This is a genomic window from Gelidibacter gilvus, assembly GCF_004115975.1.
In the GTDB taxonomy this organism is placed as follows: domain Bacteria; phylum Bacteroidota; class Bacteroidia; order Flavobacteriales; family Flavobacteriaceae; genus Gelidibacter; species Gelidibacter gilvus.
Genome location: NZ_SDDZ01000001.1, coordinates 887,893 through 904,651, shown reverse-complemented (window position 1 = coordinate 904,651; position 16,759 = coordinate 887,893). Strand labels below are relative to the sequence as shown.

The 16,759-nt window shown below is 36.6% G+C and carries 16 protein-coding genes; 8 read left to right on the top strand and 8 right to left on the bottom strand.

From position 1 onward, the window contains the following. Nucleotides 1–99 precede the first annotated feature (99 nt). From ESZ48_RS03790 to murI, 3 genes are all read left to right on the top strand, one after another. Nucleotides 100–1,116: an OmpH family outer membrane protein gene (locus ESZ48_RS03790; RefSeq protein ID WP_129015957.1), complete on the top strand. Its 1,017-nt coding sequence runs from the start codon at nucleotides 100–102 to the stop codon at nucleotides 1,114–1,116. A 46-nt stretch (nucleotides 1,117–1,162) separates the two neighbouring features. Further along, nucleotides 1,163–1,672: an OmpH family outer membrane protein gene (locus tag ESZ48_RS03785; protein WP_129015956.1), complete on the top strand. Its 510-nt coding sequence runs from the start codon at nucleotides 1,163–1,165 to the stop codon at nucleotides 1,670–1,672. A gap of 72 nt (nucleotides 1,673–1,744) precedes the next feature. Next, entirely contained in the window at nucleotides 1,745–2,524 is a 780-nt protein-coding gene (gene murI / locus ESZ48_RS03780) for a glutamate racemase (protein ID WP_129015955.1), read from the top strand. Between the two features lie 108 nt (nucleotides 2,525–2,632). Here murI and ESZ48_RS03775 read toward each other — a convergent pair whose 3' ends face one another. The 3 genes from ESZ48_RS03775 to ESZ48_RS03765 form a co-directional block, all read right to left on the bottom strand. After that, nucleotides 2,633–3,151, bottom strand: a complete 519-nt coding sequence (locus ESZ48_RS03775) for a gamma carbonic anhydrase family protein (RefSeq protein WP_129015954.1) — start codon at nucleotides 3,149–3,151, stop codon at nucleotides 2,633–2,635. 212 nt (nucleotides 3,152–3,363) lie between these two features. Then, nucleotides 3,364–4,098, bottom strand: a complete 735-nt coding sequence (locus tag ESZ48_RS03770; RefSeq protein WP_129015953.1) for a LytR/AlgR family response regulator transcription factor — start codon at nucleotides 4,096–4,098, stop codon at nucleotides 3,364–3,366. Nucleotides 4,099–4,227: 129 nt separating this feature from the next. Next, a complete protein-coding gene (locus ESZ48_RS03765) occupies nucleotides 4,228–6,393 on the bottom strand; it encodes a tetratricopeptide repeat-containing sensor histidine kinase (protein WP_129015952.1) in 2,166 nt (721 codons plus the stop codon). Nucleotides 6,394–6,599: 206 nt separating this feature from the next. On the opposite strand from ESZ48_RS03765, the gene ESZ48_RS03760 reads away from it, so the two are divergent. Continuing rightward, complete coding sequence (locus ESZ48_RS03760; protein WP_129015951.1) at nucleotides 6,600–7,760, top strand: vWA domain-containing protein; 1,161 nt, start codon at nucleotides 6,600–6,602, stop codon at nucleotides 7,758–7,760. Nucleotides 7,761–7,948: 188 nt separating this feature from the next. On the opposite strand, the gene ESZ48_RS03755 is transcribed toward ESZ48_RS03760, so the two are convergent. Beyond that, complete coding sequence (locus ESZ48_RS03755; protein WP_129015950.1) at nucleotides 7,949–8,959, bottom strand: PorP/SprF family type IX secretion system membrane protein; 1,011 nt, start codon at nucleotides 8,957–8,959, stop codon at nucleotides 7,949–7,951. A 381-nt stretch (nucleotides 8,960–9,340) separates the two neighbouring features. Here ESZ48_RS03755 and ESZ48_RS03750 point away from each other — a divergent pair, with 381 nt between their 5' ends. From ESZ48_RS03750 to ESZ48_RS03735, 4 genes are all read left to right on the top strand, one after another. Beyond that, a complete protein-coding gene (locus ESZ48_RS03750; protein WP_129015949.1) occupies nucleotides 9,341–10,243 on the top strand; it encodes a NifU family protein in 903 nt (300 codons plus the stop codon). A gap of 62 nt (nucleotides 10,244–10,305) precedes the next feature. Next, entirely contained in the window at nucleotides 10,306–10,506 is a 201-nt protein-coding gene (locus ESZ48_RS03745) for a dodecin family protein (RefSeq protein ID WP_129015948.1), read from the top strand. Between the two features lie 43 nt (nucleotides 10,507–10,549). Next, nucleotides 10,550–10,906, top strand: coding sequence for a DUF1304 domain-containing protein (locus ESZ48_RS03740; RefSeq protein ID WP_129015947.1), 357 nt, complete (start codon nucleotides 10,550–10,552; stop codon nucleotides 10,904–10,906). A 71-nt stretch (nucleotides 10,907–10,977) separates the two neighbouring features. Then, nucleotides 10,978–11,790 carry a mechanosensitive ion channel family protein gene (locus tag ESZ48_RS03735; RefSeq protein WP_129015946.1) on the top strand — a complete coding sequence of 271 codons (813 nt, stop codon included), beginning with the start codon at nucleotides 10,978–10,980 and terminating at the stop codon, nucleotides 11,788–11,790. Here the strand turns inward: ESZ48_RS03735 and tsaB are convergent. The 4 genes from tsaB to ESZ48_RS03715 are packed head-to-tail and all read right to left on the bottom strand — an operon-like array spanning nucleotide 11,787 to nucleotide 16,484. Beyond that, a complete protein-coding gene (tsaB, locus tag ESZ48_RS03730; protein ID WP_129015945.1) occupies nucleotides 11,787–12,458 on the bottom strand; it encodes a tRNA (adenosine(37)-N6)-threonylcarbamoyltransferase complex dimerization subunit type 1 TsaB in 672 nt (223 codons plus the stop codon). The genes ESZ48_RS03735 and tsaB overlap by 4 nt on opposite strands. A gap of 18 nt (nucleotides 12,459–12,476) precedes the next feature. Next, nucleotides 12,477–13,778 (bottom strand): efflux RND transporter periplasmic adaptor subunit, encoded by a 1,302-nt coding sequence (locus tag ESZ48_RS03725; protein WP_129015944.1) that lies wholly within the window; start codon nucleotides 13,776–13,778, stop codon nucleotides 12,477–12,479. Between the two features lie 49 nt (nucleotides 13,779–13,827). After that, complete coding sequence (locus tag ESZ48_RS03720) at nucleotides 13,828–15,270, bottom strand: TolC family protein (RefSeq protein ID WP_129015943.1); 1,443 nt, start codon at nucleotides 15,268–15,270, stop codon at nucleotides 13,828–13,830. A gap of 50 nt (nucleotides 15,271–15,320) precedes the next feature. Continuing rightward, the gene (locus ESZ48_RS03715) at nucleotides 15,321–16,484 is read right to left on the bottom strand and encodes an efflux RND transporter periplasmic adaptor subunit (protein WP_129015942.1); all 1,164 of its coding nucleotides are present in this window, start codon (nucleotides 16,482–16,484) and stop codon (nucleotides 15,321–15,323) included. Nucleotides 16,485–16,759 lie beyond the last annotated feature (275 nt).

The window sequence follows — 16,759 nt, the reverse complement described above, 5'->3', positions numbered from 1 at the left end:
GTTAATTTGAAAAATATTACGCTGATCAGGCAGAGTCGTTAAGTTAATCTGTCGTTTTAGAATTTATAGCGTGACCAATAAATGATAAAATATAAACAGATGAAACACAAAGTTCTTCTTTTAGTGACCGTCTTAAGTCTTTTGAGCTTTACTTCAAATGCACAGCGTGGCGTGAGAATTGGGTATATAGATACTGAATATATTTTACAAAATGTTCCTGAATATCAAGATGCCACCGCACAGTTGGATACGAAGGTTCTTCAATGGAAATCTGATGTAGAACAGCGATTAGCCGCCTTGGATCAGAAAAAATCACAACTCAACAATGAGCGTGTGCTTTTAACCAAGGAGTTATATGAAGAGCGTTTTGAAGACATCAGCTTTGAGGAAAAGGAAATTTTGGACTATCAACAAAAGCGTTTTGGTCCAAATGGCGATTTGATGATTCAAAAAACACAGTTGATCCAGCCTATTCAAGATCAAATTTTTGCAGCGGTGCAAGAGATCGCAGGCAGTAGGGAATATGATTTTATTTTTGACAGATCTGCTGACGTGGTTATGTTATTTGCCGCAGAACGTTTTGACCTTAGTGAATTAGTGCTGAGAAGCATCACCAGATCTTCAAAACGTACGCAAGCTCAAACCAAATCAGAACGAAGAGCGGCCGCAGAAGAGGATGTTGTGCCTGTCATCAATAAAGAATTGGATGCTCGTGAACAAGCTTTGGAAGAAAAGCAGACCGAACGTGTAAAAGCGGTTGAAGCAAGAAGAGCAGAACAACAAGCGACAAGAGATTCAATAAAAGCAGATGTCGATGCCAGACGCCAAAAAATATTGGAAGACAGAGCAAAAGCAAAGGCTGAAAGAGAAGATAAAAACACACCACAAGACAGCACATCAGTGAAAGCTGAAGAAAAAAGCAAAACCACTGTGGAGAGTACTAAGAAAACATCAGCACAAATTGCTGAGGAAAAGAGACAACAACAAGCTGCTGATCGTGATGCACGACAAAAAGAACTTGACGAACGCAGAAATAAAATTTTAGAAGATCGCAGAAAAGCGAAAGAAGAACGTGATGCTCAAAAAAAATCTAAGGATTCCGTTCCAGAAAAATAATAACTAAAAACAATTAATAATTATAACACGTAATACTATTTTAAAAATGAAACATTTTAAGACCCTTTTATTTGCAGGACTACTTTTTATTGGAGCAACTAGCTTCACGAACGCACAAAGTAAAATTGCTCATATCAACACGCAAGAGCTTATTAAAGCAATGCCAGCAATGAAAAGTGCTCAAGCAGAATTAGAGAAACTGCAAAAAACGTATGAGACTGAAATTCAAACTATGGCGACTGAACTTCAAAACAAAATGAAACAGTACCAAGCTGAAGTTGAAAGTAAGACTGACGAAGAAAATGCTAAGAGATCTCAAGAAGTACAAGGTATGCAACAGAGTATTCGTGAATACCAAAATACAGCACAACAAGATCTTCAAAAGAAAGAATTTGACTTGTTAAAGCCAATTACTGACAAAGCTGAGGCATCTATCCAAAAAGTTGCAAAAGCTCAAGGTTTTCAGTATGTATTGGATTCTTCTCCAGGTTCAGGTGTGATCTTAGCTGAAGGAAAAGACCTTATAGCAGACGTCAAAAAAGATTTAGGATTCTAAAACTATTTTAGAACAACACAAAATTTTATATGGAAAGCCACTTTTAACAAGTGGCTTTCCTATTTTTGTAAAATGAGCACACAACCAATTGGCATCTTTGACTCGGGTATTGGAGGAACTTCAGTTTTTAAGGAAATAAAAGCCTTGCTTCCAAATGAACATACCATTTATTTGGCAGATAGTTTTAATGCGCCCTATGGCAATAAGACCAAACAAGAAATCATTGATTTGAGTATTAAGAATACAGAGTTACTGATTCAAAAAAACTGTAAACTCATTGTTGTTGCTTGTAATACCGCTACAACCAACGCCATCACCACTTTAAGGGATTCTTATAACATTCCCTTTATAGGCATTGAACCGGCCATCAAACCAGCCGCTTTAAGTACGCAAACAAAAGCGATTGGCATTTTGGCTACTAAAGGGACGCTCAGCAGCGAGTTGTTTCATAAAACCACAGATCTCTACAGTAAAGGCATCAAAGTAATTGAACAAGTTGGTGAAGGGATTGTGACACTTATCGAAGAGGGGAAAACAGATAGCGATGAAATGAAAACATTGCTCCTCACCTATTTGAAGCCTATGCTCGATGCAGATATTGACTATCTAGTTTTAGGCTGTACGCACTATCCTTACCTCATCCCATTATTATTGGACATGTTGCCCAAACACGTTAAAATAATCGATTCAGGGCAAGCCGTTGCGCGCCAGACCAAAACCGTATTGGAACAACATCAACTTTTGAACACACTATCTACACAGGGTGATAATCAATTTTACACCAACGGAACTGTTGATGTCTTAACAGATATTTTAGAGAGAAAATACAGAGTTCAACATTTGCAGTTTTAGATGCTTAGTGATAGGAGCTAACATTGTCTTGTAATTTAGCAAATCGCTTAAAGTTTTCTTGAGTCTTGGTTCTTTTTTCTTGGTTCTATCCTCTATATTCTTTCTCCTTTATTCTTCCTCAAACCAACTTGAATACGTTACATAATTATCAGCAATCCGATGGATTTCACCAGAAATCAATTCAGCACTAATATCCTTAACTTTTTTTGCAGGGACACCAGCATATATACTTCCAGATTCCACTCGGGTATTTTTAGTGACTACAGCACCAGCAGCAATTATACTATTGCTTTCCACAACACAATCATCCATCACAATACTCCCCATTCCAATCAAGACATTATCATGAATGGTGCACCCATGAACAATGGCATTATGTCCAATAGATACATTGTTGCCAATATTGGTGGGTGATTTCTGATAGGTAGCATGAATAATCGCACCGTCTTGGATATTGACCTTGTTTCCGATCTTAATATAATGGACATCTCCTCTAATGACGGCATTGAACCAGACACTACATTGTGTTCCGATGATGACCTCGCCAACGATGGTGGCATTTTCTGCGATATAGCAATCGTCTGCTATTTGTGGATGTTTTCCGTTTACTGATTTTATAATGGGCATCTTTTAGTTTCTAGTTTAGGGTTTTCAGGTTTCAAGTTCAAAAATCGATTTAACAAAAATAGACATTTAAACCAGAGTTGATCTTCACTATATCTTCGATTTCCTACCTACTCAGAATTGATAGTTGTCCTTTTATTTTCAAGTTCAAAAGTTTCAGGTTTCACATTCAAGTTCGAGTTCAATTTCGAATTCAATTTCGAATTCAATTTCCACTATTTAAAATAAGACAATAATTCAGATTTTCTGGACGCGGACACCATAATTTGTTTCCCACTGCTCAGTTCAACGCTCCCACCCTTCCCTTTTATATATTTCACAATCTCGTTGACGTTCACCAAATAGGATTTATGCACCCTTGCAAAACCGGATTCGGTTAAGGCATCTTCAAAATATTTCAAGGTTTTACTGACGAGTTTTTTCTTGTTCGTATTTAAATAAATCTCAGTGTAATTATCATCGGCTTTACAATAGAGAATATCCGCAGTATTCAAAACCTCAAATCCGTCTTGCGTTGGAATGGTGATTTTGCCATCAACATTCTTCGTTTTTGTAACCAACACTTGATCTTGTAAGGCATCTTCTTTAGTTCTGATCTCCGTGACATAATCTACAGCCTTAATCAATTCATCTATGGAAATAGGTTTCATCAAATAATACGATGCATGAGCATTTAAGGCTTCTATCGCATAATGGTTATAAGCCGTTACAAATACAGTTTCAAAATTGATGTCGCCTACCTTATCCAACAAATCAAAGGCATTGCCATAAGGCATTTCTACATCTAAAAACACCAAATCCAAATCATGATTTCTTATGAGGACTAAAGCCTCATCAACATTTGCAGCCTCACCTAGAACGGCAACATTAGGGCAATATTTTTTGAGATAGTTTTTTAGAATTTCCCTACTGGTCTGTTCGTCTTCTACAATGATTGATTTTAGTTTCATAAGAATGAGTTGGAAGTTGGAAGCACGAAGTTAGAAGGAAAACATTTCTCACATTGCGTTTCTATACTATATTATTTAATTCATATTCACAATAGACTTCGAGCTTCCTGCCTCGAGCTTCAAGCCTATTTAATCCTTCTTTAAGGTTACCACTACTTTCGTCCCTACATCTTCAGCATCTTGAAAATTATCTACAAATACATCGACTTTGTCTTTATTCATTTCATTCAGAATGGCAACACGTTTTTTGATATTGCCCATGCCTTTTGAGTTTTGTTTCTTCTGGTTTTCTGTTTTTAATACTTTTGATTGCTGTCTTCCAATCCCGTCATCAGCAATGGTAATCGTAATTTCAGTGTTGTTCTTTTTATGGATGCTAATATCCAAATGACCCTTTTCTAATTTGTAGCGCAATCCATGCCATACAGCATTTTCAACATAAGGTTGCAAGAGCATTGGCGGAATCTGGTACTCGTCAATATTAATGGAGTCATCTATTGTAATGGCATAATCAAACTTATCCTTAAAACGAAAATGCTCCAATTTTGTGTAAAGTTCTAAAAGTTCAATTTCTTTACGCAATGGGATAAAATCCTCATCGCTATTCTCCAAAACGGCACGCATCAATTGCGAAAAATCAGATAGGTATTTATTGGCGGTGCGTTCATCATTGGAAGCAATAAAGCTATTGACCGAATTCAGCGCATTAAAAATAAAATGCGGATTCATTTGACTTCTTAAAGATTTCAGCGCCAGTAGATTATTGGCGAAACGTTGTTGTTTGATGTATTTATACATGAAATATGCGGTGATCAACAAGAGCAAAACACCACCCACAAGTGAATATATAATCAATTCCTGTCGTTTATTGCGCTCTGTCGTCAGCTGAAAAAGGCTTTCGGAAAGTTTATTATCGCTTTCTAAAGTGGTGATGCGATTTTGCTTTTCTGTAATATTTCGATGAAATCGAGCGGCTTGAGATAGTTCCTGTTCTTTTTTGATGTAAAGCTCATCTACAACTTCTGTGTATGCTTTATAGGTAGCCAAAGCCATCTTATAATCTCCGGCATCATAATACACATCAGACAGTTTACGAGTGGCATCCTTTTGTACGATTAAATCTTCCTTTTTATTGGCTTCCTTGATACTCTTTTCCAAATAAGGAATGGCATTATCATAATCTTTTTTAGCAAAATAGGCGCTTCCAATCTTATAATTCTGTTTTTGGGAGGTCAGCGGACTTTCATTATCAATAACGGATTCCTTCTCAATTTCCTCAATATCCTTTAGCGCTTCCTTCCGCAATTCAATCTCATCAGTGTACAGTCTATTGGTATTTTGAAAATCGGCAACCGTCACTTTTTCTTTAACGGATCGTGTTTTGTTTTCTTTAGAAGCTAAACTGAGTGCATTTTTAAAATAGTCTTGCGCTTGATTTGTCTTCCCGGAAATATTATAGGTCTGCGCGATTTTTGAGTTAAGATCCGTGATTTTTGGCTTGATCAGATGTTTTTGCGCAACAACTAGTCCCTTTTTATAACTTTCAATTGCTTTGTCATACTCTTTTATGGTCACATAAGTATCAGCAAGGCCTTCATAAAGAATTGTCAATTGCCAATTGGATAAACTGGAAATATTCAGGTTTTTGTAGAGGTCAATACTTTCTTGATAGCTCTTATTGTTTCTGTAGGCTTCTGCCAGTTTCAGATTGACTTCATTGGAATCCGAGTTTTGAAGGCTGATGCGATAATTGGACACTGCCAAATCGTACTGTTTCCAATGCACATATACATCCCCTAAAACCTCATAAGCATCGGCATTTTCTTTAGAAGACGTACTTTGCAACAAAGCTTCTGTAATAAATTGAATGCTTTTTTCGGCATCTTTCTTTTGATAGGTAACGGCTGAGTCGATAAATGAATTAAAGTTCTGGACACTTCGCTGATATTTTAAATCTGATGTTGGTTTCCGAAGTGCTGGTTTTACTTCAACAGAAATACGTTCGTTACTTGTTATGGTATAATAAACGGTTTCAAAATCTTTATGCCTAATGGCCAGTTCATCACCTTTTTTAACTTGAATTCGAAATTCACCATCATTACTAGTCACCGTGTATGCACCGCCATTGACTTCAATATTGACTTTTGAAATAGGCTTATACGAATCACTTTCCCTGACCGAACCTCTTACTATAAAACTAGTACTCTCTCGTTTGTTTTCATTTTCCTGTGCCTGGATGTGCTGCGTTATAAAACACAGAATAAGGATCAAGAAATATTTAAGAATCTTTTGCATATATTTTTTAACGGAATAAAAATAGGCGTTTTATTTGACTAATTGAAACGCCTGTTTACAATTGCCAGTCCTTCACGTCCAATAAACAACAGTTCGCTAATTAGGGATGACCATTCACTAATTGATAGCTCTATCTCCCTCATTCTAACTTTTTATCCAAAAAAGTTGCTAATAGATTTATGGCATCAAATAAAAGCAAAAACACCATGAAAACGATTCTAAAAACAACAGTCTTGAGCCTGTTTCTCTTCGGATTTCTATCCTGCAATGGAAACGCCCAAAAACCAATTGCTTCTGATTTGGCACTCGCAGAAACACCAACAAATATTCCAAACAAACAATTTATTAAAGTAGCATTACTGTTAGACACAAGCAACAGTATGGATGGTTTGATTGATCAGGCCAAAGCCCAACTTTGGGAAATTGTCAATGAACTCTCGTATGCCAAATGTGATGATACCAAACCAAATCTACAAATAGCACTTTATGAATATGGCAACGACAACCTTAATGGCGATGAAGGTTTTATCCGTCAGGTATTGCCATTTAGCAGTGATTTGGATGAGATTTCCAAACAATTGTTTTCATTAAGCACCAACGGTGGCAATGAATACTGCGGACAAGTCATTCAAACCTCCTTAAAACAATTAAACTGGGGAAACAACCAAGATGACCTCAAATTCATTTTTATTGCAGGAAACGAACCTTTCACACAAGGTCAAGTCAGCTATAAAGACGCGGCCAAATTGGCCGTTGGTAAAGATGTGACGGTAAACACTATATTTTGTGGCAATTATAACCAAGGAATTTCCAGCTACTGGAAAGATGGCGCAGATTTGGCGCATGGCGATTATATGGCCATCAATCACAACCATAATACAACTTATGTAGCGTCTCCTTACGATGATAAAATATTGCAGTTGAATCATAAGTTAAATCAAACCTATGTGGCCTATGGCAGTGTAGGTCCTCAAAGAATGACCTTACAATCAGAACAGGATGCCAATGCCGAAACCTACAGTAGTGCCAATGCAGTAAGCAGAACGGTAAGCAAAAGTTCGCATTTATATAAAAATGACACTTGGGATTTGGTGGATGCGGAAAAAAACAAATCCTTTAAGTATGAAGATTTAAAAGACAGCGATTTGCCGGCGGAACTTAAAGGTAAATCAACAGCCCAAATTAAAGATTATGTGGCAGAAAAAAGTGACGAACGAAAAAAGATACAAGGAGATGTTCAAAACTTAAATGAAAAACGCAGGGTTTACATCCTCCAACATCAAAAAGGAGATGACAACGGATTGGAAAACGCCATGATAAAAGCCATCAAAACACAGGCAAAACAGAAAAATTATTCTTGGGATTAAATGGACTTACAAACTGATGATGCTTGGTGGGATTAGGAATAATGATTGACGATTGACGATTGGCGAAAAACATCTATTCCAAAAAAGTTTCAGAAATACAAAACAAGGTTTCCCAAAGAAGTTAATCAGGACTAAAGATCGCCGACTGCCGACTGATGACTGAAGACTGAAGACTGATGACTGATGACTTAATTAATCGCTGGACATGCACAATCATACTTCTTCTTTCTACAATTAAAATTATAGCCCAAGGTCAATTGATGAAAACCACCATTATTAAAAACAACAGAATTTGCTTGATAAGAGTACGTATAAGCAAATACAAAGTTCTTATAGTCCATACCTAAAAAAGGTGTAAAATATTGCAAATTCTGGCTACTTACACCAGTTCCATTTGCAAATTCAGCACCATCCAAACTTCGGCGATAAGATATGCCACCCCATAATTTCCCGAAGTCCATATCTTTATAAACCTTTGCGTTAACATCAATAGAAGACTCCTTTGTACCATCTCTATATAAAAACATTATGGAGGGCTCATAACTCCACTCACTGCCGAATTTAGTAAAAACATTTCCGGCACTGAACAACAAGGTTCTTAAATTATCATATCTAAAGATGCCATTGGCGTTGGAATTAATCCCATCGTTATTCAATACGTTTTTAACCGTAGCATGAGCATAAAAATTTATAAAGTGATATGAGAATCCAAAATCGATATTAAAATTGGTGGCACTTTGTTCGATTCCTGAAATCAAAGGATCAAAACCTTCATTTAAAAATGTGGTTTCATCCAATTTATACTGAATGGCACCTGCGCTCAACCCGAAGGATAGCATATTAAGATCAATCTCATTCCGAGAAAACATCAAATGGTGTGCATAGGTAAGATAAGCGCCCGTTTGGGAGTGGTAGCCATTCTTATCATTATAGACAATGGCTCCAACAGCAGATGGTGATTCTCCAATACGGCTGTTGATACTCATGGTTTGCAATGCAGGGGAATTAGTCTGGCCAAACCATTGTTTACGTGCTGTTAATCTTATTTTGGCACAATTGGCAACGCCCGCCATGGATGGGTGAATCAAATAGTAATTATCTGTTAAATAATCTGAATATATGGGCAATCCTTCTTGTGCTTTACTAAACTGCGCTAATAATAATCCAAAGGCTAGTAAACAAAACTTTTTAAACTTCATATTCATATTATTTTCAAGATAAAATCGGCTTCAAGCTCTTTATTTATCGGCGTAGTTATTTGATGAGAAGCCAGTATTCCTGATGGATCAACACAAACTAAACGTGTTGATTTGATTGCGCAACTTTTTCTACCTGCCAAATATATAAATTTTCGCACTTGAATCCCTACCTACACCCAATTAATAGGATTACAGATCCCATGGAAGAGAAAGATTAAGCCCGTCAAAATTTGATCCAGCCCATTATATTCTAAAACAATCTAAATCCCATAAACCAATCTAAAAGCGGATTCATCCCATTATGTTGTAGGGACTAATATCGTGCTCAAAAAACTGGGTTTACCCTTTAGATTCCTTATTTTTGCATAAAGAAATGAACCTATGCAAACGACAACTATTTCAATACAAAAAACCAGCAATCCTACGATATTAAAATTTGAAGCTGATAAATTTTTGACCAATCACGAAAGCTTCGAATTTAGTAATATTGATGAAGCCAAGAACTCCCCTTTGGCACAACAGTTATTTTATCTTCCCTTTATAAAAAAGGTATATATCTCAGGAAATTTTATCGCTTTAGAACGGTATGACATTCTGGAATGGGAAGATGTCCAAGAAGAAGTTGCCCAACAGATTGAGCAGTACATCAATGATGGAAAACCAGTTGTAACCGAAGAGACCGTTAAAAAGCAAACGCCTAGCTCAGTCTATGCGGAGAGCACTCCAAATCCAGCGGTTTTAAAATTTGTAGCCAATAGAAAACTAGTAGCAACCTCTTATGAGTTTGTCTCTATTGAAGATGCCAAGTATTCTCCTTTAGCTACAGAATTATTCCATTTACCTTTTGTAAGAAGTGTCTTTTTTGATGAGAACTTTATCTCGGTCACTAAATCTGATGTTGCCGATTGGAGTGAAATAACTACGGAATTGAGGGAATTTATCAGAAATTATATTGAAAGCGGCAAGGACATTATTCTAGCAGATGCCCCTAAAGCCCTTAAAAAAACCGAAAGTCAGGTAGAAGCCAAATTTGAGAACTATGACGACATCTCAAAAGAAATCATAACGATTCTTGAAGAGTATGTGAAACCTGCAGTTGCTAGCGATGGTGGGAATATTGAGTTTCAGTCTTACGATCCTAAAACTAAAAAAGTAAACGTTATTTTGCAAGGTGCCTGTAGTGGGTGCCCTTCTTCTACCTATACTTTAAAAAATGGCATTGAGAATATGCTTAAGGAGATGCTCAAGGATAAGGACTTGACTGTAGAAGCTTTAAATGGTTAATTTTAATTTATTATTCTTATCTTTAAGAATAGAAATAAATTATTAATTTAAAAACCATAATTATGTCAGTATTAAAAGTTGTCGAAATATTATCTAACTCGGATAAAAGTTGGGAAGACGCTACAAGAAACGGAGTAAAACACGCTTCAAAAACGATTAAGAACATTAAATCTGTGTATGTAAAAGACCAGAGTGTTACTATTAAAAACGATGAGTTGGCACAGTTTAGGGTCAACTTAAAGATAACATTTGAAGTCCAATAAAATTAAACAATAGCGCTTATAAAAAGCGCTATTTTTTTTATCTATGAGTGTTCTGACTATGGTTCTCATCAGCTTTGTTGCTCTTGAGCATTTTTACTTCCTTATTTTAGAAATGTTTTTATGGACAACACCCAAAGGCATTAAAAGTTTTGGGTTAAAATCAAAGACATTTGCCGAAGACACAAAGGTATTGGCAGCCAACCAAGGTCTTTATAACGGTTTTTTGGCCGCAGGTCTGCTGCTTTCAGTGATTTTGAAAACCTCCTCTTTTACAATCTTCTTTTTAATATGCGTTATCCTTGCCGGAATTTATGGCGCCTATTCTACAAAAAAAATGAGACTGTTTTATATTCAATCCGTACCTGCAATCTTAGCATTAGCTTCTCTAATGATATCATAAAAGGCTCATTCCATTGTGTTTTCCCTTGGAGAATTTTTAACTTTGCAGCTTAACAAAATATATAAGATACTATGGAAGTGCAACATTGGATTGACAAAGGCTATGAACTGATAATTGACTTTGGGCCAAAAGTTTTAGTGGCCATTTTAATATGGATCATTGGGTCATGGGTTATTAAACTACTTTTGAAAGGTGTTGAAAAAGGAATGGAAAAAGGCAACTACGATGTAAGCCTTAAAAAGTTTCTAATTAACATCTTAAAATGGACTTTAAAAATTGTTCTTATTATTGTCATTTTAGGCACCGTAGGCATTGAAACTACATCTTTTGCCGCAATTCTAGCTTCTGCAGGTTTAGCGGTCGGATTAGCTTTACAGGGTTCACTGGCCAATTTTGCTGGGGGAATATTGCTCATGATTTTTAAGCCTATTAAGATAGGTGATTATATAGAAGCGCAAGGCACTGCGGGAACTGTAAGAGAAATTCAGATATTCACAACCAAATTGACTTCTCCTGACAATAAGCAAATTATTATTCCTAACGGAAAATTGTCAAATGATAATATCGTGAATTATTCCGCGATGGATTTACGTAGGATAGACTTTGTTTTTGGTGTGGGTTATGACTCTGATATTAAACAGACCAGAGACATCTTAATGGAACAGTTAACATCACATCCTTTAGTATTGAAAGACCCTGCACCTCTAGTTAGGCTAAGCGCAATGGCCGACAGTTCTTTGAATTTCAACGTTAGACCTTGGGTTAAAAACTCAGACTATTGGAGTGCTTATTATGATATTATGGAAAGCACTAAACATGCATTAGATGCTGCTGGGATTGAAATTCCTTATCCACATCAAGTACATATTCGTAAAGAGGATTAAGCTTTGGCTTTAGTTCCAATAAAATCCTTTAAGTAAAAAGGCTCAAAATAGGCGACATTTTCAATGTCGCTTATTTTGTATTTATCGAAAGCTAATTTTCCCATTTCATTTGCAGAAGGAAGCTTGTTTTCAATAAAGACTGCGTTGGGATGTGTAATGATTTCTTTGGTTTTTTCAACGCCGGTTCCAATAAAGTAAACCTTGCCAATTTTTAAGAATTCTTTGAAACTATCTGCATCCAAGATTTGGGCTTCAATAGTTCTCACCTGTTTGTGATCTTTATCGTAAACGGCCGCATACACTTCCATTCTACGAGCGTCAAGCATTGGCACAATACATCCAGAATCAATATGTACCTGATGTGACAGAGCCTCTAAAGTATCTACAGAAATCAAAGGTTTATCCAAAGAAAAACAGAGCCCCTTTGCTGCTGATACTCCAATACGCAATCCCGTATAAGAACCAGGACCTTTACTTACCGCTATGGCATCAACATCTTGAGGTTTTAAATTGGCCTTTTTGAAGACCGCATCAATAAAAAGATGCAAGGATTCCGCGTGCGAAAAATTAGAGTTGTAATCCTCTTTTAAAACCAAAATCTCTCCTTCTTTAGAAAGAGAGACGGAACAATTGGTTGTGGCAGTTTCAATATTTAGTATATATGACACTTTAAATCTTTTTAAGAGCTATTTTTTCGCAGTTCCTTCTTTACCTTTTACTTCTATCTTATCACCAGGATTCAATGTTTTGGAGACGACGTTATAAGGACCAGTGATGATCACATCGCCTGCCTTTAATCCCGATAAAATCTCAATATTGGAGTCATCTTGGATGCCAGTTTTTACAACTCTTAATTTGGCTTCATCATTACTTTTGACAAAGACACATTCAAATTTCTCTTCGCTGCCACCTCTTTGAAGAACCGCTTCGCTATCATTCTCGTTCTTGGCTATTAGCTTTTTAACCGAAGAAGTGTCTGTCTTAATCACAATGGCACTAATTGGAACACTTACCACACCTTTTCGCTGTTTAGTAATAATATCAACGGTTGCGGTCATTCCAGGTCTGAACGGAGAGAAGTTTTCACCTTTACCTTCCATTAAGTCTTGATAAGACTCTTCAAGTATTCTAACTTTTACCTTAAAATTGGTGACTTGATCTGCCGTGAGTGTTCCAGCAGCGGAATTAGCAATAGCTGTAACAACGCCTCTAAATTCCTTTTTCAAGTAAGCATCCACTTCAACAATGGTGGAATCTCCAATCTGAACTTTAACAATATCATTTTCATTGACATCAATTTCAACTTCCATATTGTTCAAATTGGCTACCCTTAAAATTTCCGTACCTGCCATTTGTTGCGTTCCCACAACACGTTCTCCCAATTCCACATCCAATTTAGAAATGGTACCGCTCATAGGGGCATATATGGTGGTTCTGTTCAAATTATCGCGTGCTTCACTTACAGATGCGCTCGCACTTTGAACATTATAGTACGCCGATTGGCGTGTGGCCTGAGCAATTTCATAGGCAGAAACTGCCTTGTCCCATTCTGATTTTGAGATAATACCTTTTTCAAAAAGTTGCTTGTTCCGATCATAGCTTAACTTCGCTTCTCTTAAGGAAGCTTCAGCTTGTTCTAAACCCGCTTTTATATTCTGATAGGTTGCTTGACTTCTATTTACTGCCGATTGAATGAGGTCAGGATTGACTCTAACCAACAAGTCACCTTTATTGACCTGCTGACCTTCCTTGAAGGGAAGATCTATTATTTCTCCAGATACTTCACTGGAAATTTTCACTTCAATCTCTGGCTGAATTTTACCAGTTGCAGAAACTTTCTCCACAATATCCATTAGCGTTACTTTCTGAGTCTCGACCTCTTTAAAGTTGCCGGATTTACCAAACCAACCCGCATTTTTTCCTAACATCAATACTAAGATTAGGAGTACTACTGCGGATATTAAGATTATTACTGTTTTTTTGCTCATAACGGTTAGTTTAATGGTTGTGCTATATGTATTGATAAATCATCGATAATTAAAATTTTAATTCCATCGCAGGAATTCCAAAATATAGCTCAAGTACCTTTAATTTGAAAATATAGTCATATTTAGCGCGATTAAGCTCAATTTGGGCATTATCAAATTTCACTTTGGATTGGCTGAACTCAAAAGCATTGGTAAAACCTACATCATAGCGTTCTTTAGCGTAATTATAAGCCAATTCTTGCGATTCTAGAGCAGACTGTGCAGCTTCATAAGATTTAAAAGCTCCTTTGGCATCTACATAAGCTTGATAAACGGTAGATTCTAAATCTAACTGAGCCTGTTCCAATTGATTTTTACTGCGTTCTAAATTAATCTGATTTCTTTTGACATTACTTTTGACAGAAAAGCCATTAAGAATAGGGATGTTTAAAGAAAAACCATAAGAAATACCATCATTTTGCGATAACTGATCGATAAATGGATCCGCACCGACTTTTCGGGTGAGGGTGTTTGGGAATTCCCCAATAACCGTTTGTCCTGTATCTTCCACCACTCCTATTTCTCGTAAAATTACCGGATTGTTTGGATCAATATCCTGAATAAATGCCGCCGAATTGGAGAATCTCGTGTCATATCCAAAAAAAGCTTGTAGTGTAGGGTAATAAGCACTTTTTGCAATTTGCACATCCTTTTCAGCCAGTTCGACATTTTGCTCGGCAATTTTTATCTCAGCTCTATTTTCTTTTGCACTTTCAACAACATCATAAACACTTTTCTTGGAGATGCCTTCATCAACGATATCATAACCTTCATCCTCAATATCAAAATTTTGATAATCCTTAATCATTAAAAGCTGTGCCAAACTGATCAAAGATACCTGAACCGCATTTTCCGCATTGACAATAGCTTGTCTTTCACTGGCATCATTAGCTCTAATTTCAAGAATGTCACCTTCCGGTAAAACACCTGCATCCACCAACTCTTGCGTTCTTTTTAATTGATCTTTAGTAATGGTATTCTGCGAGGTCAAAACCGTAAGATTGGCCTTATTGAGAATCACCTGCAGATAGTTATTTGCAACAAACAAAGAAATATCATCCTCCATTTTGGTCAATCGGAACTGAGCTGCCATTTTAGATATTTTGGCGCGTTGCACCTCTTTAAAATTTCGCAGTCCATCAAATAATGTATAACCAACGCTCACCCTTCCTGATGCCGATAAAAACGTTGTGGTCTGGGCATTGTTGGTCAATGGATTAAAACCTAAACCGGTATTTTCTGAAACGTTTGCACCCATACTGACTTGTGGTATAAAATTGCCAATAGCCTGTAGGTTTTCTATATCCGTCAGCTCCAAATCCAAAAGACTTTGTTTTACGGAGATATTGTTTTCTAAAGCATGGGCCACACATTCTTTGAGGGTCCATTTTTTGACTTGTGCCTGAGAGGTTACTGCTATTAGCACAAGAACTATAAGAATTGATTTTTTCATAATTAAAATATAAGTCTACCGATTATTTAAAGTGTTACACCTAAAATGGATTATTTCTTTTTAGCATAATCTGGAATGCCTTGAACTTGATTCCAAACCTTTATTTTATCCGATTTATTAATGCCGCTTTTGACTTGAACAAAGATGCCATCGCTAATCCCCAATTCAAGATCTCTACGTTCAAATTTCTGATCGCCTACCATCACCTCTACAAAGGGTTTCTGGGTTTGAGGATCAAATTGCACCAAAGCTTCGTTAATAGCCAAAACATTTTCCGCTCTTTCCAAGATAATAGACGCATTCGCACTTAAACCCGCTCTGATAAAGGTAGAGTCAATAGATTTTAAAGTGCCTTTAATCTCAAATTGAATCGCCCCATTTTCAGCCACACCTTTAGGAGCAATATAATCCAATACCGCGTCAAACTTTTGGTCTTCAATGGCACCGACTGTGATTTCAAGCGGCAGTCCTTCCTTAATTTTCCCGACCTCACTTTCGTCAACCTTACCTTCAAAAATCATTTTCTTAACATCGGCCAAAGAAGCAATGGAGGTACCTTCATTAAAATTATTGGCCTCAATGACCTGATTTCCTTCTTTTACTGGTACATCCAACACCATCCCAGAAACTGTTGCTCTCACTTGGGTCTGAGCTATATTGCCCAACCCACTTGTAGTACCAGTCTTGACAATGTCATAATTTTGACGTGAAGAATTCAAATTGATTTCCGCTTGTTCAACACTCTGTTTTGTTTGTAAATAGGTGTTTTTGATACCTTCAAAATCGTTTGCTGAAATCACACCTTTGTCAAACAATGCTTTTTGGCGGTCGTAATTAGTTTGTTGAGTCTGCAAATTTATTTTTGCAGTTTGCAATGCTGTTTGGTTTGAAGAAATATTATTCTTAGCACTTGTTAATGATGACACATTAGGAATCACGCGAATTTGTGCAATCAAATCACCTGCATTCACGTATTCACCTGCTTCAATAAACACTTCTTCAATCACCCCAGAAATATTCGATTTTATGAGCACTTCGTCTTTAGGGACAATATTTCCTGTAGCGACTGTTTTTACCACAATAGTTTGCATCACCGGAATTTCCGTGGTGTAGGTTACCGGGTCTTCTTGATTTTTTCTCCACAAATAAATTAAGGCTATTGCAAACACTGCAACGATAAATCCTAGAATAATGACTGTTTTTGTTCTTTTCATTTGGCGTTAGTTATTGTTTTTTTAATGGTCAAATGGTGCACCTCAAAATAATTTGGAGTAAAGACTTCAATATTGCAGAGGTGGTTCATTTGGCGTTAGTTATTGTTTTTTTAATGGTCAAATGGTGCACCTCAAAAATAATTTGGAGTAAAGACTTCAATATTGCAGAGGTGGTTCATTTGGTAATTATTATTGTTATTTAGTGGTCAAATGGTGCACTTTCAAGATCCTTTGGAATACATACTCCAAAATACAGAGGTGGTTCATTTGATGAT